Source organism: Saccharothrix syringae, from assembly GCF_009498035.1.
Lineage (GTDB): Bacteria > Actinomycetota > Actinomycetes > Mycobacteriales > Pseudonocardiaceae > Actinosynnema > Actinosynnema syringae.
Map to the genome: position 1 here is coordinate 3,222,711 of NZ_CP034550.1, position 21,282 is coordinate 3,243,992.

Annotated in this window: 20 protein-coding genes and 2 pseudogenes; 14 read left to right on the plus strand and 8 right to left on the minus strand. The window is 65.1% G+C overall.

Going from position 1 to position 21,282, the window contains the following annotated elements; all coding sequences use genetic code 11:
* Positions 1-213: 213 nt before the first annotated feature.
* Positions 214-693, minus strand: a complete 480-nt coding sequence (locus EKG83_RS14725; protein ID WP_051766937.1) for a hypothetical protein — start codon at positions 691-693, stop codon at positions 214-216.
* A 392-nt stretch (positions 694-1,085) separates the two neighbouring features.
* Here EKG83_RS14725 and EKG83_RS14735 point away from each other — a divergent pair, with 392 nt between their 5' ends.
* Positions 1,086-1,493, plus strand: a complete 408-nt coding sequence (locus EKG83_RS14735; protein WP_033435339.1) for a hypothetical protein — start codon at positions 1,086-1,088, stop codon at positions 1,491-1,493.
* Positions 1,494-1,510: 17 nt separating this feature from the next.
* A complete protein-coding gene (locus EKG83_RS14740) occupies positions 1,511-1,978 on the plus strand; it encodes an ArsR/SmtB family transcription factor (RefSeq protein ID WP_170191966.1) in 468 nt (155 codons plus the stop codon).
* A 448-nt stretch (positions 1,979-2,426) separates the two neighbouring features.
* Here the strand turns inward: EKG83_RS14740 and EKG83_RS14745 are convergent, their stop codons facing one another.
* Complete coding sequence (locus EKG83_RS14745) at positions 2,427-3,242, minus strand: hypothetical protein (RefSeq protein ID WP_033435337.1); 816 nt, start codon at positions 3,240-3,242, stop codon at positions 2,427-2,429.
* A 1,456-nt stretch (positions 3,243-4,698) separates the two neighbouring features.
* A complete protein-coding gene (locus EKG83_RS14750; RefSeq protein ID WP_063741534.1) occupies positions 4,699-5,514 on the minus strand; it encodes an NYN domain-containing protein in 816 nt (271 codons plus the stop codon).
* 338 nt (positions 5,515-5,852) lie between these two features.
* On the opposite strand from EKG83_RS14750, the gene EKG83_RS14755 reads away from it, so the two are divergent.
* From EKG83_RS14755 to EKG83_RS14765, 3 genes are all read left to right on the plus strand, one after another.
* Positions 5,853-7,562 carry an ATP-dependent nuclease gene (locus tag EKG83_RS14755; RefSeq protein WP_033435361.1) on the plus strand — a complete coding sequence of 570 codons (1,710 nt, stop codon included), beginning with the start codon at positions 5,853-5,855 and terminating at the stop codon, positions 7,560-7,562.
* Entirely contained in the window at positions 7,562-9,322 is a 1,761-nt protein-coding gene (locus tag EKG83_RS14760) for an ATP-dependent helicase (RefSeq protein WP_033435360.1), read from the plus strand. Before EKG83_RS14755 ends, EKG83_RS14760 begins: the two co-directional genes overlap by 1 nt.
* Before the next feature lie 137 nt (positions 9,323-9,459).
* The gene (locus EKG83_RS14765) at positions 9,460-10,254 is read left to right on the plus strand and encodes a hypothetical protein (RefSeq protein ID WP_153278103.1); all 795 of its coding nucleotides are present in this window, start codon (positions 9,460-9,462) and stop codon (positions 10,252-10,254) included.
* Positions 10,255-11,145: 891 nt separating this feature from the next.
* Here EKG83_RS14765 and EKG83_RS47735 read toward each other — a convergent pair.
* Positions 11,146-11,325: pseudogene (locus EKG83_RS47735) on the minus strand (IS3 family transposase); the annotation flags it as partial.
* A gap of 16 nt (positions 11,326-11,341) precedes the next feature.
* Positions 11,342-12,424 carry an IS110 family transposase gene (locus tag EKG83_RS14780; protein WP_153278104.1) on the minus strand — a complete coding sequence of 361 codons (1,083 nt, stop codon included), beginning with the start codon at positions 12,422-12,424 and terminating at the stop codon, positions 11,342-11,344.
* A 332-nt stretch (positions 12,425-12,756) separates the two neighbouring features.
* On the opposite strand from EKG83_RS14780, the gene EKG83_RS47740 reads away from it, so the two are divergent.
* Together EKG83_RS47740 and EKG83_RS47745 are read left to right on the plus strand one after the other, a co-directional pair.
* The gene (locus EKG83_RS47740) at positions 12,757-13,197 is read left to right on the plus strand and encodes an IS110 family transposase (RefSeq protein ID WP_211269311.1); all 441 of its coding nucleotides are present in this window, start codon (positions 12,757-12,759) and stop codon (positions 13,195-13,197) included.
* Between the two features lie 231 nt (positions 13,198-13,428).
* Complete coding sequence (locus EKG83_RS47745) at positions 13,429-13,791, plus strand: IS110 family transposase (RefSeq protein ID WP_228122871.1); 363 nt, start codon at positions 13,429-13,431, stop codon at positions 13,789-13,791.
* On the opposite strand, the gene EKG83_RS14790 is transcribed toward EKG83_RS47745, so the two are convergent.
* The 3 genes and pseudogenes from EKG83_RS14790 to EKG83_RS49580 all read right to left on the minus strand — a co-directional run.
* Positions 13,754-14,230: a DDE-type integrase/transposase/recombinase gene (locus EKG83_RS14790; RefSeq protein ID WP_153278105.1), complete on the minus strand. Its 477-nt coding sequence runs from the start codon at positions 14,228-14,230 to the stop codon at positions 13,754-13,756. The two genes, EKG83_RS47745 and EKG83_RS14790, sit on opposite strands and share 38 nt — an antisense overlap.
* A 118-nt stretch (positions 14,231-14,348) precedes the next feature.
* Positions 14,349-14,618 (minus strand): IS3 family transposase, encoded by a 270-nt coding sequence (locus EKG83_RS47750; RefSeq protein WP_170191974.1) that lies wholly within the window; start codon positions 14,616-14,618, stop codon positions 14,349-14,351.
* 101 nt (positions 14,619-14,719) lie between these two features.
* Positions 14,720-14,935 (minus strand): annotated as a pseudogene (locus EKG83_RS49580) (transposase); the annotation flags it as partial.
* A gap of 399 nt (positions 14,936-15,334) precedes the next feature.
* On the opposite strand from EKG83_RS49580, the gene EKG83_RS14805 reads away from it, so the two are divergent.
* From EKG83_RS14805 to EKG83_RS14835, 7 genes are all read left to right on the plus strand, one after another.
* The gene (locus EKG83_RS14805) at positions 15,335-16,063 is read left to right on the plus strand and encodes a hypothetical protein (protein ID WP_211269309.1); all 729 of its coding nucleotides are present in this window, start codon (positions 15,335-15,337) and stop codon (positions 16,061-16,063) included.
* Positions 16,060-18,198 carry an SAM-dependent methyltransferase gene (locus EKG83_RS14810; RefSeq protein WP_084717150.1) on the plus strand — a complete coding sequence of 713 codons (2,139 nt, stop codon included), beginning with the start codon at positions 16,060-16,062 and terminating at the stop codon, positions 18,196-18,198. Before EKG83_RS14805 ends, EKG83_RS14810 begins: the two co-directional genes overlap by 4 nt.
* An 87-nt stretch (positions 18,199-18,285) precedes the next feature.
* Positions 18,286-18,450 (plus strand): hypothetical protein, encoded by a 165-nt coding sequence (locus EKG83_RS47755; RefSeq protein ID WP_211269308.1) that lies wholly within the window; start codon positions 18,286-18,288, stop codon positions 18,448-18,450.
* Between the two features lie 21 nt (positions 18,451-18,471).
* Positions 18,472-18,843 carry a helix-turn-helix domain-containing protein gene (locus tag EKG83_RS49585; protein ID WP_211269307.1) on the plus strand — a complete coding sequence of 124 codons (372 nt, stop codon included), beginning with the start codon at positions 18,472-18,474 and terminating at the stop codon, positions 18,841-18,843.
* The gene (locus tag EKG83_RS14820) at positions 18,768-19,139 is read left to right on the plus strand and encodes a transposase (protein WP_033435525.1); all 372 of its coding nucleotides are present in this window, start codon (positions 18,768-18,770) and stop codon (positions 19,137-19,139) included. The genes EKG83_RS49585 and EKG83_RS14820 overlap by 76 nt, the downstream gene beginning before the upstream one ends.
* A 575-nt stretch (positions 19,140-19,714) precedes the next feature.
* A complete protein-coding gene (locus EKG83_RS47760; RefSeq protein ID WP_211269306.1) occupies positions 19,715-20,446 on the plus strand; it encodes a reverse transcriptase family protein in 732 nt (243 codons plus the stop codon).
* A gap of 234 nt (positions 20,447-20,680) precedes the next feature.
* Positions 20,681-21,220 (plus strand): pyridoxamine 5'-phosphate oxidase family protein, encoded by a 540-nt coding sequence (locus EKG83_RS14835; protein WP_033435524.1) that lies wholly within the window; start codon positions 20,681-20,683, stop codon positions 21,218-21,220.
* Positions 21,221-21,282: the final 62 nt, after the last annotated feature.

The following is a 21,282-nucleotide window of genomic DNA, read 5'->3' on the forward strand; positions in this document are numbered from 1 at the left end:
CCGTATGCAGGCTGCGAATCAAATCCACCTGTCGGGAGGTTCGAGCGATACGGGTCAGGTGATCAGGTGGCACGGCCAACTGCCGCACGAGGCATCGCCCGCGGCCTACATACGCGTCAAGAGCATTGGATGCCGCTCGTAGTGGCTGAACGACAGGTGTGGTTCCCGGTGCACAACCGGGAACCACACCTGGTTTCTCAGATCACCGTGGTGCTACGGGTACCACTGGGAGCAACGGATGAGAGTGCCCGCCGAGGCGTCGTAGACGCATGCGGACCAGCGCAGACCGCTGTCCTCGTAGTAGTTCTTGTTGCACACGCCCCACTTGCCGTTGCCGAGGCTGTTGCGGCAGACACCGGTGCGGTAGAGGGAACCACCGCGGTAGTTCTCCCAGAACGCTTCCGCCGACGCGCTGTCCGCCGCTGTGTCACGCACCCACCACTTGTCGCCGTTCGCTTCGAAGCAGGCCGTGGCGCCGGTCGTGGAGACGCACGGCAGGCCGGACGGGGGCGTGCCCGCCACCGCCTGGTTGAACTCGGCGTCGACTGCGGTGGTGGCCGGCCCGCCCGCATAGCGGTCGGCCGGCGCGTCCGACGCGGAACTGCTGGCGGACGCGGGTGCGGACAGCGTCATCGTCAACAGCGCCGCGACTGCAGCAGCCGATGCGAACAGCGCGAATTTCCTCTTCGCCATTTTTCCCCTTTATGTCGGCACAAGAACACGTTGTGGATACGGCTATCGTGCTCGCCAGGTGATCCTGACAGTCGGAACGGCTCACGGTGGCGTGATTCGAACATGGTCAAATATCGTCCTCCGGCTGCGCTGATCGGGTGATCCACAATCGTGTTGTGTATCTCCGGCGCAGGTTTTATGTCGATAGGAGAGGGGGCGTTGATCCGGGCGCCGCGAGGACGGGCGACGATCCGGGGGACGCTGTGCCTGTTTTACGCATCCACTTCACCGGCACCGACCTCGGGCGTACGAGGGTGGAGACGGAGACGAACCTGATGTGGGAGGTGGTGAGCAGCGTCCAGTTGCTCCGGCACGACGAGGGCGCAGTGCACTTCAGCTGGTAGCGCGGGTACGTGCGCGATTTGGTGGCGATGGACAGGAAGGTGTTCGAGGCTGTTCGGGCGTTGACGGCGATGGCCCCGTTCGCGGCCCGCTTGCCCGACTTGCTCACGCCGGGGCTCGACCTGCCGGATCCCGACACCGGCGCGGACGTCGTCCCGTTCACCTCGCCGGCACGACTGCTGGATGAGATCGACCGGTTGTGGGAGACGACCGGAGCGACGGCCTGGCTCGACGACCTGGCACGCGGGGATCGCCGGGCGCTGAGGTGGCTGCGGACGGCGCTGCACACCTACGTCACGGAGGTCGTCGAGCCGCATCGGCGGACCATCGAGCAGGCTCTCGGTGACGAACGCGCCGATCGCCTGCACACCTACTTGAGGTACGGAGCGGATGGCCTGCTGGCGGGTTCGAGCCACTGATGCGATGGCGTCCACCGGTGCTCACCGTCGACCGCGAAGTGCACCTGGACGGCCGCGGCCTGCTGGTCGTCCCCTGCTACTTCGGCTCCCACCACCCGGTCGCCTCGACGGACTCGGCGATGCGCCTGGTCCTCGTCTTCCCCGTCCGCCCCGAGTTCCGCTTCGCCGCCCACCACAACACCAGCGGCGACCTGGGTGCCCTGCTGGGCCCCACCAGGGCCGCCATCCTGCGCTCCACGCTGGCCGCCAACACCACGGCAGGGCTGGCGAAGCTCAACGACATCTCACCGGCTACGGTCAGCCACCACACCAGCGTGCTCCGCAACGCCGGCTTGACCACCACGCACCGCCGCGCCAATGCTGCGAGCCACCTCATCACTCCGTTGGGTCTGCGCCTGCTCGACAGGTGCCGCGCAGTACCCGCACGTCCTGCAGGGCGCAGAAGCGGATGGTCGCCGCAGTGCGGTTCGACGGGACGATCATGAGCATCGGATCACCGGTGCTCCGTTGTTGCGGCCCTGGGGACACCGAAAGTCGGCATTACGGCTCTGACCTGCGAATTCACCGTACAGTCCGGCCTTGGCGATCAAACTGTGCCGGTGCGGGAGTTGTCGCGACCACAGAACTCTTGCTGCCGGTGAGAACTCTGGTCACTTGACGCAGGTTCGAATCCTGATGTTCTGACGACCACAAGGGTTTTCGCAGGTCAGATACTGCGAAAACCCTTTGGTCTCGGGACGTTCTTCGAGGTCGACCACGCCGCTCAAAGACACCTTGACTCGTCGTTTCATGGATCCTCTGGCCGGTGTTCGGATCCATCCACCTGGCCAAACACGGGGTTGATCAACGTGAGGACGGTGGAGTGACCCCTGGACCGAGTGCTGGTTCGAGCAAAGCGGTCGGTTGGTCGAGCCGCAGCCGGAGCTGCAGCGCCTACTCACCCTTGGTGAACCGATCGTTGATCCGCGCGGCCAGGTCGCGGGTCAGGCCCGTTGCTGGCAGGGGGGCGCCGAGGGAGGTGGTGAGTACGTCAAGGTGAGTGTCGACGGTTGCTTCGATCAGTTCGGTGAGCGCGGCAGCTCCGGCACGGGACCGGCGCCAGCCGACCACGGCCACGGCGAAACCGATGACCGCCGCTGGGTACCAGCTCGGACCCAGCGCCCCGTAGAGCACCCCCCAGCCGGTGAGTGTTGTGGACGAGTGGAACCTGATCTCGGCGGTCTGCACCGGCAGTCGGGCCGATTCTGGCACCAGCAGCCACAGTCGCGGCCACAGCGGGCCCAGGCGCAGGCCCTGGTACTGCGCCGCAACGCGGGTGTCGAGCAGGCGGAACCGCTCGCCGATCCAGGTGGCTCGCTGCGGGCGGTATGCGGGTACCGGGTCCACTCCTGCCTTGGCGGCGGCTCGGTCGAACCGCCACCCGCGTACCGCGACCACCAGGCGGGCCAGCCAGGCCGCTGGTCCCCGCCACGGCTTCACCCACACCGCCTGCACGAGCGTACCCAGCGCCTGCGCTGTGAACGCCGCGGCCGCCGCGCCGAGCAGCATGCCGACGGCGGCGACCGCGAGAGGCAGTCGGGGGAACGCCGAGACGATGTCGTTGCCGACTCGTACGACGTCCAGTGCGTTGTGGTGGCCGAGCCGGATCGCACACACGACCGCGACGACGAACAGCGCGCCAGGCAGGACGAGTGCGGTGACCCACCGTTCGGCGAGCTTTCCGCCCAGTCCCTGCAGGAACGGGTTCACCGCGGTGAACCCGTGGGCAGCATCGGCGAGTTGTCGAACAGGGCGCAGACCGGTGGGTGGCCCTCGTCGTCACGGCGGTCGTGGCGACCGCAGACGCTGGCCCTCCGGGGCCAGCGAGGATCGCAACCCGGTCCCACACCGCGTCGCGGCCGGCGGCCAGCTCGCAGCGCTGGCCCTCCGGGGCCAGCGAGGATCGCAACGCTTCCAACTTGGCGTGGACGCTCGCCGCGGTACTGCAGCGCTGGCCCTCCGGGGCCAGCGAGGATCGCAACGATGCAGCTTGACAAGCAGTTACACGCAGTTGTATGCGCAGCGCTGGCCCTCCGGGGCCAGCGAGGATCGCAACTTCCTGCGTGTGCGATAGTAAATCGGGGCGGCGCCGCAGCGCTGGCCCTCCGGGGCCAGCGAGGATCGCAACCCGCGAGACCCGTGGCTTCGGGCCCTCGCCCGTGCAGCACCGGCCCTCCGGAACCGGTGAGGATCGCAATCCGCGAGACCCGTGGCTTCGGGCCCTCGCCCGTGCAGCACTGGCCCTCCGGGACCGGTGAGGATCGCAACTGGACCAGCGTCAGCGCCGTCTCGACCTGCGCCATGCAGCACCGGCCCTCCGGGACCGGTGAGGATCGCAACCACCGACCCGGCCGGGCACTGGGTGCCCCTGGGGCCGCAGCACCGGCCCTCCGGGACCGGGTGAGGATCGCAACGTGTTGACGCTGGCGACGCCGGAGCGGACACCGACGTGCAGCACCGGCCTTCCGGAACCGGTGAGGATCGCAACTACCGGGACGTCGCGCTGTCGGACGACATCGCCGAAGCAGCACCGGCCCTGCGGGACCGGTGAGGATCGCGCAACCCCGCCTTTCGACGACCGCCATGATGACGGCCAGCGTGGCACCGCCTCTCCTGGACCGGTGGGGATCGGAAGGTCAGGGGCGGTGTGGTGCTCGTCGAAGAACTTTTGAGGAGGACCTGTCTGTTGGTCACTTTGTGGTGCAGCACCGATATCGGGGCCGGTGCTGCTCGTGGTGGTCGGGTTGTGGGCGAGGTATTGCGTACCGGGTGTGGTGTACGTCGTGGGAGCACTGCTGTGGGAGCAGTTTGGGAGCCACTGGCGGCATCCAATGGCGCTGGACTGCTCCAAACTGCGTTCAACTGCACCCATGGCATGTGGTGGAGTCTTGTTTCCGCAGGTCAGAGTAGTTGTTGATCTACGTTGACGCAGTAGGGCTCTTCCGAACGTTCTCCAACTGCGCTCAATGGCACGAAACCGCAGGTAGCGGCGGTAAACGGCGCTGCTGACGGCTGGTGGAACGTGGTGACCGCATACGTAGCTTGGGTGCAGGCGAGGTGGTCACCACAGGCAGTGCTCGGTTGTCGAGGCTTCGCTAGCTGCGGAATAACTGAGGAAAAAGTCTTCGATCGCTTCTTTTCGCGGTAGGCATGCTGCTCAATTTTCCTAGCTTATGGTGCGGTGTTCGGCGTTTGTGGGTTCATCTGTATCGCTCGGGTTGGAGTTGGTGTGGGTGCTGAGTGATGGTGTGCGTCGGCGGATGTAGACGACGGGGGGTTTGGTTTGGTCTGGTTGGCGGCGGTCGACGTCGAAGTGGGTGGTGGCTTCGACGAGGTTGGCGAGTTTGGTGTGGCCGTGGGTGCGGGGGTCGAAGTCGGGGTGTTGGGTGGTGATGATGTGGCCGACGCGGGCCAGGGGTGCCCAGCCGTCCTCGTCGGAGATGGCGTCGACTGCTTGGTTGAGCAGTGTGTGCAGGGTGGTGTCGTGCTGGGGTGACGGCGCGGTCGGCGTTGCGGTGGGGAGAGCCGGCCCTTCGGGGGTGGTGTCGGTGGTGAGGTTGTCGAGGTGGATGAACTTGTCGCAGGCGGCGACGAAGGGGGCGGGTGTGCGGCGTTCGCCGAAGCCGTAGACGGTCAGTCCTGATTCTCGTAGGCGGGCGGCGAGGCGGGTGAAGTCGCTGTCGCTGGAGACCACGCAGAAGCCGTCGAGGCGGTCGGTGTAGAGCAGGTCCATGGCATCGATGATCATGGCGGCGTCGGTGGCGTTCTTGCCGGCGGTGTAGGCGAACTGCTGCACCGGCTGGATCGACCGGGCCAGCAGCTGCTCCTTCCATCCTTTGAGGTTGGGGCCGGTCCAGTCGCCGTAGGCGCGCTTGACGTGCGCGGTGCCGTACTTGGCGACCTCGGCCAGTAGCGCCTGTGCCACGCCGGGGCGGGTGTTGTCCGCGTCGATCAACACCGCCAGCTTCGCGTTAGCGGTCATGCTGGACGCGGTGAGAAAGTGTCGCCCTCGGCGACTGTGGTGTGGATGCTCATCGGTCCTTCCGCGGCCATGTCAGCTGTGAATCATGTGGAACAACCTGGCAATCATAACGCTGATGAGCGAGCGTTGTGTCAATGGTTGGAAAACTGACTGGTCAGCACCCGTGTCGCGGAAGGTAGTCGAGTGGTACTGATTGTTTGGTGAGTGGCTGCATCCGGCGGTGTGTCGTGCTTGGTGCCGCCGGGCGGGTCTGGTTTGATGACGCGTCAGACGGAGGGAGTCGATCCGCATAATTGCGGTTCGCCGTGACGTCCCCACTACATACGCGGAGCGAGTCGTTGCGCATTGATCATGTCCGGGTCAAGAACTTCCGGAATCTCGCTGATGTCGATCTTGTGATTCAGCCTGGTGCAGTCATCGTCGGCGAGAATCGCGCCGGCAAGAGCAACCTGCTTCATGCCGTGCGGTTGGTGCTGGACCCGACACTGTCGGGCTCGGATCGCCACCTCAGGCGCGAGGACTTCTGGGACGGGCTGTCCGACGGCGCGGACGACTGGGACCCGATGGCCGCTCGCGAGGTCATCGAGATCTCCGTGGACCTGGTCGACTTCGATCACGAGATCGCGGTGCTGACGGCGTTGAGCGACGCGCTGGTGCAGCAGCAACCCATGAGGGCCCGTCTGACCTACCGGTTCGCGCCCGTCGACACCGGGACGGACGAAGCGGACGGGAAGGTGAAGTACCGCGCGATCGTCTTCGGCGGCGACAACGACGACCTCCAGTTGGCCAGTGACCTACGCGGCTATCTCTACCTGGTGTTCCTGCACGCCCTGCGTGACGTCGAGACCGACCTCAACAGTTGGCGCCGGTCCCCACTGCGCGTACTACTGGAAGCAGCGGCCGACACTGTCAGCGAGGACGACCTCGGTGTCGTGCGTGAAGCCATGAAGGAGGCCAACGACAAGGTCAACCAGTTGGAGGAGGTCAAGCAGGTCGGCAGCAGCATCAGCGAGCGCATCACCGACATCGTCGGCGTCAACCAGGCACTCCAGACCGAACTCGCCGTCGCCCCGGACGACCCACTACGTCTGATCCGCAACATGCGGCTGTTCGTCGACGGCACGGCCCACCGACACCTGAGCACCACCAGCGTCGGAACCCTCAACGTGCTGTACTTCGCGCTGCTGGAACTCGGCATGGAACAGCGCCTGCGCGATTTGGACATCGCGCACGTGGTGATGGCCGTCGAAGAGCCCGAAGCACACTTACACCCCCACATGCAGCGCCTGCTCTTCCGACGGTTACTCACCGACGACCGCACCGCCCGATCGGTACTGGTCACCACCCAGTCCCCGCACATCGCCAGCGTCGCCTCACCACGTAGCCTGGTGGTGTTGCGCAACGTCGACGGACGTACCGAGGCAGCCGCCGCCCACACCGCCGAGCTCGGCGATGCCGAGTGGGACGACATCTCCCGCTACCTCGACGCCACACGCGCCGAACTGGTCTTCGCGCGCCGCGTCCTGCTCGTGGAGGGATACGCCGAACAGGTCCTGGTGCCACAGCTCGCCGAAGCCGCCGGGATGGACCTGGACAAGCTGGGCATCACGATCTGCGCCATCCACGGTACGCACTTCAAGACCTACGTGCGCTTCTGCCAGGCGCTGGGCATCCCATGGGCGGTCATCACCGACGGTGACGCCGAGGACGCCGGGATCACACGCGCCCAACGACTCGTCACCGCCCTGGGGGAGTCGGGTGCCCCAGAGACACACGGCATCTTCGTCGGCACCACGACGTTCGAGTACGACCTGCTCGCCGCTCATCCGACAAACCGTGAACCCTGCTTCGCTGTCCTGCGTGCACTGGGCACCCGCAACACCGGGGCCGCGATCGACGCCTGGGGGGCGACCCCGCCCACGCAGGACTCGTTCATCGACATGATCGACAAAGTGGGGGGTAAGGGACGCTACGCCCACCGCCTGTCACAGCACAGGCTGCACGCGCCGGATTACGTGCTGCGCGCGCTGTCCTACCTGGCACAGTGATGGGCACGCTGACGCGGTCGATCCGCGAACTGCGCGAGAATCCCCAACAGTGGCAGGCATTCCAGCAGCAGGGGCACTGCGTGGTGCTCGCGCCACCCGGCAGCGGCAAAACCAAGCTGCTCACCACACGCCTCGCCTACGACCTGTTCAACAAAATCCCACCACCACACGGCGCGGCCTGCATCACGCTGACCAACGCCGCCGCGGCCGAACTGCGACGACGCCTCGACGGGCTCGGCGTGCCCAACCGCTCCACGCTGGTCGTCGGCACGGTCCACAGCTTCGCCCTGCGTCGCGTCATCGCCCCCTTCGCCGCCCTCACCGACCGCCCCGAACTGGCCCACGCCTCCATCGCCGGCGACCGGCAACAGACCGCGGCCTACGCCCAGGCCATCGACACGGTCTTCGGCGGACGAGAAGACCAACGCAACATCCGGTCCACCATCGAATTCCACCGCCGCCGACTCTCCCCCGAAGAGGCGTGGCTCCGCAGCGGCGAAGGAATCCTAGAAGCAGGACGCCTCTACGGGTCCCTCCTGCGCGAGCAAGGTCTCATCGACTTCGACGACGTGGTACGCATCGCCGTGGAACTCGTCGAAGACCATGAGGTTGTACGCCGGGTGCTCGCCGCCCGCTACCCCTACCTCTACGTCGACGAGTACCAGGACCTCGCGCCGGGACTCGACCGGCTTGTCCGTGCTCTGTGCTTTGACGACACCCACGAGGCCCAGCTGTTCGCAGTGGGGGACCCCGAACAAGCGGTCTTCGGCTGGACCGGCAGCCGACCGGAACTCCTGACCGAACTGGCCGCCCTGCCAGGGGTGCACCCCGTCCACCTCGAACACAACTACCGTTGCGGCGCCGAGATCATCCGCATCGCCAACCTCATCCAACGCGGCGAGCGAGAGGTGATCCCCAGCCGCGAGGGCGGAGAAGTGTCAGCGACCCGCTGCCCAGGCGGATTCGCCGACCAATGCCGCCGCGCCGTCACAACGGTCAGGACAGCGATCGGCCGAGGTGTGCCACTGCACGAGATCGTGGTCATCTGCCCACACAACAGCCAGTGCCGTGACGTCACCGACGCCCTCCGCAACGCCGGGGTGCCCGCCTTCGTCCGCGGCAGCGAGTACCGGCTGACACAAGCCACGTCGTTCGTCGAGGCATGCGCGGCATGGGCGGCTCTCGGTCGCGAGCTGAGCAACTACCGCCTCGGCGCCATCCACCAGCGATGGCGTCAACTGCTCGGCCTGTCCTGGACCCGCGAGAAGGACGTCGCACTGACCGAACTGCTGCTCGACTACGAGTACAAGACGCACGATGGCGCCCATCAACTCCTGGCGGACCTGCTTGACTTGGGGCTCGCCCAAGGGCTGTCCCGACCGTCACAATCTGACGAGGCGGCCGAGGTCGGCAAGATGCGTCAGGAGCTCATATCCGGGGCTCTCAAAGACCTGACGATCACCGGACTGGCCGAACGAGCGAGGAAAGTCGACCGGGTCGAGGTCACCACCATGACCTCCAGCAAAGGGCTCGAGTTCGACGTGGTGCTCATCCTGGGAGCAGATGAAAAGCGGATGCCCGACTTCAGGTCGTTCAACGCCCCAACGCAACTCAATGAAGACCGACGCAAGTTCTACGTATCGGTCACACGAGCGAGAGACGAGGTGCGGATCTTCTACTCAGGATTTGTGGAATGGGCAAGTGGGCGTCCCGATCCCGCCGGGCCGAGTCGATTTCTCCGGGAAATCGGCCTTGTTTAGAGTCTATCTGGCCGCATGGCCAGGACATGCCCCTCAGACTGCGCTTCTCGATCCGAGAACAATCGTAGGCATCGAAGTGGCTGCTAGGGTATCCACGTGTTGCGTGCAGGTAGACGGTCTCCTTGGCGGAGGTGGCAATGAGCAGGACAGAGCCAGTATTCAACATAGTTCCTGCGGCGGGGTTGTACTCCCAGTTTGCTGGCGTCTTGGCTGGCTTCGCGTTTACTGCGTTGATCTTGTTGCTGACGGCCCGCCTCACCATCCCAGGGTCGGCCGGTCCAGCGGACTTTTCCTCTGCCGCGCGAGTCCTCGTCATGACACTGCTTGGTTTGATCCTCACGAGCTTCAATTACGCCGTTATCGCCGGCCTTGCCGCATCCCTGGCTAGGCTGGCAATACTAGAGAATTTCGCTGGCATAGTGTTCGCTATATCGGCAATGCTGCTGTTCTACTCGGTAGCGTTGACGATCGATGCGGTAAACAGCGCGTCTGTCACCCCAGATCCAGACATGGTGTCCGTGGCCAGGAATCTTCGATGGCTGATCGCAGTCATCATCGTTCCTGTCGTCGCGTTCTTCATCTCCAATGCCATTCACGACATCGTCAAGTCGGTACCAGAAGTGAAGCACGCAGAACTCTATGCATGGGGGACGGTTGTTGCCCAAATTGTCGCCGGATCGATCAGCTACTTGTACTTAACGCGGTTCAGGATGGCCGTCATGAGCAAGGTGGATCGCGAGCGAGCCGTCGAACGTCTTTCCAAATGGGCATTCGGGTTGATAATTGCATTCACTATGGCATTCGCTACCTACAATCAGTTTGGGGATATGAATGGTGTATTCGCCGCCGTTGTCACATACGTTTTGGCTACATTCGTGCTAGTTGTCGGCATGATATTTGTTGTCCATCTGGCACGCACGAGACCTCACTAACCCAGTCATCACGCCATGGCTCGCCGCACACTGCGTCGAGAGCCACTGCCAAGTTACCTACACGGGACACACTCACATCGGGACACGACCAGTGTCGCGACAACCGCCGCCACCACACCACCAAGGTCGAACAGATCGTCCGCTCACTGGCAGCACGCACCTACAAGCTGCACGCCTTCGGCACCAAAATCCTCGGCCTGGCCCGATACGCCGACACGATCACCTCCAGCGACTCGGCATCATGGAGCCTGCGCGGCCGCCATCTGCCCGGCTGCACTCCACCCACCGCAGCGAAGCCAACTGCCTACGCTTCGCCCTCGAGTGGCACAACCGACTACTGGCCACACTGGATCCGCACACGGTCACCCCGTGCCATGTCGACGCCGCGCGGCTCGGCGACCACACGGTCATCCGGGCTATGGAGGACGAACAGCCAATCTGTCACCCTCGCCGTACCGCCCTGCCGCTCCGTTCGCTGCTTGATTACCCTGAAGCAAGGCGACTGATTTCCTGGGCCTCCGCGAAGATCGCGACATTAGGGGCCGCGGAGTGGCGGTACCGACACCGTGCCAAAATGCCGATCGATAGCACGCCACCGCCGACCGGGAACGGACCGTTTCCTCGCGGACTGGCACTGCGGCGAACTCCGCGGTCATGTGAAGGCGTCATAACGTCATACAAGCCAGGACCGCCTTCGCGGTCACCTGACGACTGAACCCTGAACCAGAGGATCTTTGATCGTTACTTCGGAATCCGTAGCGTGTTACGACACCCCGGGAGGTTCCGAACCTGGCAGCCGCATGTCGTCTCAAGGCATGGGACCTGGAGTTGACCCGTTTTGACGAACAAGGTCGATGAGTGTGGTCAGGCTACCTGGTCCGCCGGGCGGTGTCAGGTGGCTTCGTAGGTGGTGGGGCTGAGGTAGCCGAGGCTGGAGTGCAGGCGGCGGGTGTTGTACCAGCCCTCGATGTATTCGAAGATCGCCTTGTGCGCACTGGTCCTGGTGGGCCAGGGCCGCCGGTCGAGCAGTTCGGTCTTGATGGTGGCGAAGAACGACTGGGCGACGGCGTTGACGCTCCTATAGTTGTCAAGCGGCCTGTGCCACGTTGGTGGCGGTGCTGCGCAGCGGTCGTAGTAATGCCCAGATTTCCCTGGCCAGTAGGTGTTTGAGGCAGCGGATGATCTCAGGCTTGGTCTTGCCCTCGGTGGTTCGTCGGGCGACGTAGGTGATGGTGGGTTGGTGGAGGCGCATGCGGACGATGACGGCGCGGTAGAGGGCTGCGTTGGCCTGGCGGTGTCCGCCGCGGTTGAGTCGGTGGCGGTGGGCCATGTCGGAGGACGCCGGGATCGGGGCGACGCCGCACAGCCGTGCCCGGGCCGGTTCGGAGCGGACGCGGTCGATGTTGTCGCCGGCGACGATGAGCATCTCGGAGGCGGTGTCGGCGCCGATGCCGAACGCGTCGACCGGCTGTGGCACCAGCCGGGTGGTGAGTTCGCCCGGCAACGCCTCGTGGGCCTTGATCTCCTCGTCGAGGTGCTGCCACCGGCGGGCGATGGCGCGCAGGGTGTGTTTGGTCGCTGAGGTGACGCTGTCGACCGTGCCGGGACGCAGGCCGGCGCGGCGGTGGATCAGCGCCGTCTTCGTCAGTGGTTGGAGTTGTTCGCGCAGTTCGGGGTCGGCGGTGACGAGCACGGCTTTGAGGGTGATCATGGCGGAGGTGCGGGCCTTGACCGCGACGTCCTTGGCGACCTTGATCTGACGCAGCATCTCGACCGTGCCGTCGTTGGTCTTGGGTACTGCGGTGGCGGTGTTGTTGAGCACGGCGCGGGCGGCGTTCTCGGCGTCGATGGTGTCGCTCTTGCCGCGCAATCTGCGGTCGCGGCGGTCGGTGCGCAGCACCTCGACCGCGCCCAGGCCGCGGCGCCGCACGGCGGAGGCCAGGCCGGCGCCGTAGGAGCCGGTGCCCTCGATGCCGAACACGAGCCGCTTCGCGCCGAAGCCGGCGGCCCTGTCCAACAGCTGCCGGTAGCCGTCCTGGTCGGCGGCGAAGGAACGGGCGTCCAGGCGTCCGCCGATGTCGTCCAGGGCGACGGCGACGTGGACGTGCTTGTGGGTGTCGACGCCGATGACGGCTCGACGCAACCGGGGATCGCGCTTCACACTGGGCATTGCGGGCTCCACCTCGAAGGCCGGGGACACGGGGTTCGTGACGCCGGCCGGTCGGGTGGACGGGACTGTGACGGGACCTGCTGCGATCAGGCTCCTGACTTGTTGAATCACCCACAGACGCGCGGGATTCGCGATCTCGTAGCGTCCAGGGCGTCGGCCGGCACAGGTTCGCAGGCTCCTCGCCACCCGATCGGGTTGGCTCACTCATAGCGTGCCGCGCCGGCCGACGCCCGTCGTGGTGTGGCTCGACAGAGGCGTGACGTGACTGCAAGTCAGGATGCCCACCACGACGCAACCCCCCTGCCGCACTGGACATCCGGAGCTTGCCCGTCGTGATCGTCATCGGAATCGACCCGCACAAATCCTCCCTGACCGCCGTCGCCGTCGACGCCGCCGGCACGTGCCTGGCCACGCGCCGGTTCGTGGTCAACGCCGGCACCTTCCGGCAACTCACCGCCTGGACGGCCACCTGGCCGCAGCGGCGCTTCGCCGTCGAGGGAGCCCACGGCCTGGGCCGCGGCATCGCCCAACAACTGGCCACCGCCGGCGAACACGTCGTGGACGTCCCGGCCACCCTGGCCATGCGCGCCCGGCTGCTGAACACCGGCGGAGGACGCAAGACCGACCCCGCCGACGCCGCATCGGTCGCCCACGCAGCCCTGCACCACCCCGCCCTGCGGCAGATCGTCCCCGAGGACCAGACCACGATCCCGCGGCTGCTGTCCGAACGCCGCGACGAGCTGGCCCACGAACGCACCCGCGTACTCAACTGACTGCACCAACTGCTGCGCGAGCTCGTCCCCGGCGGCGCTGACACCGACCTGTCCGCCGACAAGGCCGCGGCCCTGCTGCGCCGGGTCCGGCCCGCCACCGCCACCGACGCCTGCCGACGCGACCTGGCCCGCGAGCTGCTCGCCGACCTGCGTCGCCTCGACACACAGATCAAGACCAACGAGGCCCACACCCGCGACGCCCTGGCCTCCGCCGGCAGCACCCTGCCCACCCTGCACGGCATCGGCGTTGTGCTGGCCGCGAAACTGCTCGGCCACATCGGCGACGCCACCCGCTTCCCCACCGCCGGGCACTTCGCCAGCTACACCGGCACCGCACCCCTGGACGCCTCCAGCGGCAACCGCGTCCGCCACCGCCTCAACACCGGCGGCAACCGCCAACTCAACTCCGTCCTGCACACCATGGCCGTGGTCCAAGCCCGCGACCCCGGCCCCGGCCGCATCTACCACCAGCGGAAACTCAGCGAGGATAAGACACCCGCAGAAGCCCGCCGGGCACTCAAACGCCGCCTGGCCAACGTCGTCTGCCGACAGATCCTCAAAGATCAACAAGCCTCCATGGGCACCACCACTTGACATACAGAGGCGCTATGAGGTCACTGCCCGTCCGGCCAGCACCACTGGGTGGTGCACCACCAGGCGGACGACAGATCAACAGCAAGGACAGCCAACCTGCGGGGTCAGTCATAAGCAGAAGGCAGGCCGCCTGGTAGCGACTACCAGTCTCACAGTCGTACGAGTCGCCGCCCGAACCCATCGACGGCAGAATTCCGTTGTCCTGCAACCGTTCCGTAAACCGGAAGGCCGTGTAGGTCGACCCGCGGCCGCTGTGGTGGATCAACTGCCCGTCGCGCACGTCGCGAGACCAGATCGCGTATTCCAGGGCGCCGAGCACGAGGTCGGTGTCGCAGCGGTCGGAGGTCTTCCAGCCCACGATCCGGTTGGAGAAGGCGTCGCGCACGGCCGCGAGCCAGAAGGCGCCCTCGCCGGTGCGGATCCGGGTCGCATCGGTCATCCAACAACCGGTCCGGCGCCAGCGCGGTGAAGTCCTGGTTCACCCGATCAGGGGCCGGTGCGGACCGCGGATCCCGCCCGGTCGACGGCGTTCGCCACTGTTTGCGCAGGAAGGCGCCCTACAGGCCGGCCTGGCGCATCAGCCGCCCCACCCGCTTGCGCGACACGCGGACACCCCGACGCCGCAGGATCTGGTGGACCCGCGGGCTGCCGTAGGTCCTGCCGGAGGCGATGTGGATGTCGGCGATCTCCGCGGTGATCGCCCGGTCCTCGCGTTCGCGGCGGGACGGGGCGGCCTGGCGGGCCACCCAGCCGTGGTAGGTGGAGGAGGCGACACCGAGGACCCGGAGGACGAACTCGACCCCGAAGCGGCCGCGAAGCTGCTCCACCAGCTTCGCGACCGTCGCCGGGTCGGGTCGAGTTCCGCCGCGAAAAACGCGGACGCGGCCTTGAGGATCTCGTTGGCCCGCTTCAGTTCCGCGTTCTCCTTGCGCAGCCGGCGCAGCTCCTCCGACTCGGCCGCGGTGGGCCGGTCGTCCCGCTCGCCGCGGTCGGCCTCGTCCTGCCGGATCCAGTTCCACAACGCCTCCGGGTGCACGCCCAACTGCTCAGCCAGGCGCCGGATCACCGGCTTGGGGTCCGACTCCCGGTACAACCGGACAGCACGAGCCCTCAACTCGTCGGGGTACTTCTTCGGTGGTGCCACGGACGCTTCCTTCAGACCCTATCGGATCATGCCTGGAAAGCCACCGGGCTACCGGGGGAAGCTCAACCAGGAGTTCCCCCGTCTGCGCACCAAAGGGCCCTCACCAGCTCAAGCTCGGAAACGGCCACTCACGATGGCGTAGACGTCAACAACCCGGCGCGTGCGCGACGCGTAAGAGGGTGAGGTGGCCTGTGCGTCCAGCCGGTGGCGTCATCCATCTGACTCGACTGAGGCAGCCCAGTGCCTGGGTGTTGCCGTCGGCGAGCGAGAGCCGGCAGGTAACCTACTCGGGTTGACTGTCCAAGAGCGGCCTGCTGGGTGGGAATGACGAACTCGGAGATCTCGACACGTTCCGTAGACCTATTCGTTGCATGCTGTGACGCTCGGCAACGAGGGGTCTTGATCAAACGTGAAAGTCGAAGAGACAAGGAGTTCCATTTTCAGAACTGGGTTGGAGACCGTCTGAAGGACGCCGAAATCCCATGCGTGCCTTCGGGGCGCAACACCTACCCTGACTTCAACCTTGTCGATGCGACCGAAGGATTCGAGGTCAAGGGGCTTGAAACGCCGGGCCGTGTGAAGGACTTTGACAGTAATAGTCGTATGCCAAGTGGGTGGCACGACGGTAAAACCGTCTACTACGTCTTCGGTCGCTATCCGAAGAGCCCGTCGGAGTTGACGTTCCCTGTGCTCGATCTCGTTGTGTGCCACGGGGACCTTCTCAATGCTGATCATGAATACGAGCATCTGAACGACAGCTTCCGGGGAAATGGCGCATACGGTGACCTCCTCATACGGGATCGCAAGATGTATGTTGTTCCCACGCCCTATGCATTGGCTGATGGTCTGACTGGCCAGTTCACGCTGATCGTGCCCGCCAGTGTGCGAGTGGATGACGACAGACTTGTGCAGGTGGGAGAGCTGGAGCGCACTGAGGCTAGCCATGTCGTTGCGAGCTATACATTCGACCTCGAGCGCAACAAACTCACGACAACACTTCGCCCCAACCCGACGGCCGGTACTCGTCACACATTCTCCGCATATCGCATGCGCGGAGCGGATTCCGGGCGTGTTACCATGTCCGGAAAGTTTTTGAACGATCAACTGACGATCGGCGAGATCGAATGACCTTGTTTGACATCGCGCCCGAAATTGCGGATCAGGACGAGATCGTCGTCCGATCCGTTCCGGTGGTTACGGCGCTTGAAACGGACTTCCCCGCGGTGGAGTTCAGCAAGCTTGGTGAGCACGAGTCGTGGCGCAAAGAGGTCTTTCGTCCCGCCACCAGTACCCACAAATGGTGGGCCAAGCGTCTGGGCAGCGTCTTTCGCGGCATCCTGGCGTCTGCCGTTACGGAGACTTCCGAGGAAGCGCTGAATTTGTACGGCTCGGCAGCACGCCTTAAGCTGTCTGTCTTCGATCCCTTTTCGGGTTCTGGGACGACAATCGTCGAAGCTGTCAAGATGGGAGCCTCTGCGGTTGGCTCGGACATCAACCCTGTAGCAACATTGGTGCAGCGCCAAGCCGTGCTGCGCTGGGATAGCGGAAAACTCGAGCAGCTTTACAAAACCGTGGAGGAAGCTTGCCGGGAAGAGGTGGACAGGGTCCATCGCGCGGAATCAGGCGAGACGGTTCTGTACTATTTCTGGGTGGCGACGGCGCCGTGTGTGAATCCTGCGTGTGGTCGTAGTATCCGCCTGTTCTCGAGCCATGTCTTTTCGCAGAACGCGTACCCGAAGCGCGTCCCGGCTGCTCAGATCGTCTGTCCTGTCTGCCTCGACGTTATTCCGGGCAGGTACGACTTCAAGTCTGTTGAGTGTCGCAACGGTCACACGGTTGAACGGGCAGGAGCAGTGAGCCGTTCGACCGCCACCTGTCCTCATTGCCAAAGCGTCACAAAACCGCTGGCGGCGTTGCAAGGCCAACGTCCAGGCTACGAGATGTACGCCAAAATGGTATTGGACAAAGACGGAGGCAAGCGCTACGAGCCGGTCACCGATTGGGATCGAGCTTTGTACTCCGAGTGCACTGGTCTTCTCGACGCTCAAAGGGACACTTTGGTAGTGCCCGCTGGCGGTCTGGAGACTGGTGTCAACACTCGGCAGGCGATGTCTTGGGGCTTCACGAATTGGGTTGACTTCTTCAACGATCGCCAGCTCTATTCGCTTGGCCTTCTGGCCTCGGCCATACGGGATGTCGCCGAAGACGGATTCGAGAGAGAAGCGCTGGTCGCGTTGTTCTCTGGCGTACTCGAGTTCAACAACATGTTCTGTTCCTTCAAAGGAGAAGGGACGGGCGCTGTGCGGCATATGTTTAGCCATCACATCTTGAAGCCTGAGCGCACGCCTCTTGAGGCACATCCTTGGGGGACGCCGGCGTCATCTGGTTCGTTCTCGACCCTCTATAAGAGCCGGTTGCAACGCGCGCATGCGTACAAAACATCTCCGACTGATCAGGTTCTTCTAGGGGAAAAGATTCAGCGGCTGGGTGGACTGTCTCGCCCGTTCGCCGTGACGTCGACCGACCAGTTGCCGACTGGAGATCAATCGCCGACTGTCTTCTTGATGACCGGCGATGCGTCGGAGACCAAGTTGCGAGATGGCAGTATTGATCTAGTAATCACAGATCCTCCATATATGGACAACGTCCACTACTCTGAACTTGCTGACTTCTTCCACAGTTGGCTGCGGAAGATTCAACCATACGCAGGTTATCCGGTTGATCAGTCTTCTACTCGTAGTAAGAACGAGGTTCAGAGTCCGTCTCCGGAGGGCTTTGGCGCCGCCATCACCAGGGTGTGGCGTGAATGCTTTCGTGTTCTGCGGCCGACTGGCCTGATGGCGTTTACCTTTCATCAGGCGCGGATGAGTGGTTGGAAGGCTCTCGTCGAATCGCTGGCTGATGCCGGCTTTGTCGTGACTGCCGTGCAGCCGATACAGGGGGAGATGTCCACAAGCGTCACGAAGTATGGGGCCGAAGCTTCAAACCTCGATTCTGTGGTGGTCTGCCGTAAGAGTTCACAGGTAAGTCGTAAGAGAGATGCTGAGTCAGAAGCCGCCACTGGGTATGAACGTATTGTCCTGCTTCGTAAGGCGGGCATCAAAGTCGGGGCTGGTGACGTCCGCTCTGTCATCCGGGGTCGAGTGCTGTCCGTGTACACACATGACCCGAGTGCCTTTGACCTTGAGGAGCTTGCCCGGCAAGCGGATGCCCTGGCGCAGGTCTACGTTGATCGGCACTTGGCCGAGATCAAGAAGAAGTGAGAGCGGCAAGGCTTGCCCGGTAACCCACCGAGGTTCTCTGCTGATCTTCAATTCGTGTTGTCGCCGGCTGCTGACATGTCTTGATCGTTGCGGTGTACCGGTGGGACGCGGTACGCGCAGGGTGGTGGGCTGACCGCCGAGCGGCGGGAGTTCCGGGAACGGCTGCGCCTGCAGGCGGCCGAGCGGTTCGCCGACGGTGAGGAGAACGCGGTGATCGCCAAGGACTTGAGGGTCAGTGTGCGGTCGGTGTAGCGGTGGCGACGGTCCTGGAGCGTGGATGGTCTCCGGGCTTTGGCCTCGCAGGGGCCGGCCTCGACGCCCCGTCTGGACGAGGCGAAGTTCGCGCGGCTGGAACAGGAGCTGCGCAAAGGACCCACGGCGCACGGGTGGCCGGACCAGGTCTGGCCGCTGTCGCGGATCAAGACCTTGATCGGCCGTCGGTTCCACCTGTCCTACAGGGTGCAGGGTGTGCACCTGCTGCTGCGGCGGCACGGCTCGACGCGCCAGGCCCCGGCGCGGCGGGCGGTGGAACGCGACGACCGGGCGGTGGCCGGCTGGGTGAAGGACACGTGGCCGCGGGTGGAAGCACCGCGGCGGCGCTCGACGCCTGGATCGTCTTCGAGGACGAGGCAGGAATGTCGATGACGCCGCCGACCTCCCGCACCTGGGCATCTCGCGGTCACACCCCGGTGATCCGGGTGCGCGCCGGGGCACGGCGCCAACTGTCGGTCGCCGCCCCGACCTGCTACAAGCCCGGCGAGCGCTCACGCCTGATCCACCGGCCCCGACTGGACACCGGACGCGGCGGGCGCCGCGGCTTCGCCTGGACCGACTACCGCGACCTGCTCATCCCCGCCCACCACCGACTCGGCGGGCCAATCGTGCTGGCGTGGGACAACCTGCCGTGCGCCACGAGGCGCTGTGGAATCGAGTGGAGGTGAAAGGACTCCACCGCTGGCCGGTCGCAGCTGGCTGGTGAAGCTGAGGGCAGTCGTTGCGTGGGAACGCATGTGATGGCGGGAGCAGCCCTGACAAAGTACGGGACGGGTCGGCACTGGCAGACGGCCCGGGTCCGGCGAGCACTGAGGAGAAGGTGTACGCGAGGAACCGCTCTCTGACGCCCCGTATGTGTCCCGCTCGGCTCAAATTTGACGGATACGGGCCGGGTTGCAGCGTGTGATCGTCACTGGTTCGGGTGGCGTTCAACTCCGAAGCCGGTTGCGTAGGTCCGGTGGGGAGGCCATGCCGAATGTCTGCGGCGCAGGTGTGGCGAGGCTGTCGGGGTAGAGGCGGGCACCTTCCTCTTCGATCGATTCCGTGGTGAACGTGGGAACCGCCCGCGGTCGCCCTTTCCGCCGGGCAGCCGGTCCGGTGGCGGGCAGGTCCGTTGCCGACCGAAGGCCGTCGGGCGGGGCGGAGGTCTCGTAGTAGTCCGAGCGCGCGAGAGGCGCGTACACGGCGAAGGAGACCAGCAAGTCGGCAGTCGACGTACTGGAAGGTCAAGAGGCCGTCGCCGGTGAATACCGACGATCTTGACTCCGCCTTGCTCGGGGCGGAGCGCAGGGTACTGAGAATCCAGACCAGGCTGCACTGTCGAGCCCGTGATGATTGTCGTCGCCGGTTCGATGATCTGTTCAACCTCGTCGCCGATCCCGCGTTTCTGCTGGTCGCGTGGGATCGGTTGCGGGGCAACAAGGGGGCACGCACGGCCGGGGTGGACCGGCGCACGGTCCGGTCCATCGAGGCCGAGCAGCGTGTCGAGGACTTCCTCGACACGCTGCGGTCGCAGATCAAGGACCGTGGTTTCCGCCCGATGCCGGTGGGGGAACGGATGATCCCCAAGACTGGCGGAAGGCTGCGCCGTCTGGGGATCGCCACCATCACCGACCGCGTGGTCCAGGCTTGCTTGAAGCTGGTGCTGGAGCCGATCTTCGAGGCGGATTTCCTCCCGTTGGTGGCCGGTCTCGGAGGAAAGACCACTGTTCAACCCGGCAAAGGTAACCACCACGCGCTACCGCTACCGGGGAGCAGCGATCCCGACACCGTGGCCGACCGCGAGTTGAGGACCACACGCGGGTTCCGGACAGGGCTTGTGGAGCGCCCGGTGCCCGGAAGCGGGCACGCCGGGTGCGGGAAGCGGTCCGGGGAAACGAACCGGTCGACGAGACCGGAACCGCGCCCCGGATCGACTTCACCACCCACCGCTCCGACGACATGCTCGCCTTCATCGACAGCACACGGTGGCTGAGCGTTTACCGGCTTCCGGCCTATGCACCCGACCTCAGCCGATAACACGAATTGAAGATCAGTACATGTTTCCTCTCAAGGTGTCTGCGCTGGTCGCCCAGGGCAGCGCTGCCCCTCTGGGGACGGCGAGGATCGCAACGTCTGCACGACCGGCACACCCCAGATGCGCTCCGGGCGGCACCGACCCCCCTGGCACTGAGCCGACACTGTCGGTGGGAGCTGATTGACTGGCCGAATGTTCGAAACCCCCGACGAGCTCCACGGCCTCCAAGTCCTGCTCGACACGTCTCTGGCCGGCTCCGGCAGCCACCTCAAATCGATCATCCGGCCAGGTGAGAGCACCTTGGACGCCGAGCAGGTCGTCCGGGTCTGCCAAGGCATGTGCACCCTGGCCATCGCCACGGTCACCCGGCGCGGTGAGCCGCGCATCAGCGGCGCCGACGGGCACTTCCTGCACGGCCGCTGGATCTTCGGCACCCACCGCCAGGCCGCCAAAGCCCGTCATCTCGCGGCGCGGCCCGGCATCAGCGCGACCTTCATGCGCGGCGAGCAGCTCGGCATCTTCACGCACGGACACGCCGTTCCGCTCAACCCCGAGGGGACGAGCAGCGACCTGACCTGGCCGGCGATCCGCGACCACCTCGTCAACCACTACGACGGCGACAGCGACGACCCGTTCTGGGACGACAACGTCTGGTATCGCATCGACCCCAGCTGGATGGTCGCCTACAGCACCGACCCCGTCGGGCTGCTCGACCAACAACCACCGGTCTGAAGAGAGCTCGCGCGGGGTCCACCTCGGGCCGTCACCGTCTACGAGGAGCGATCACGTGGTTG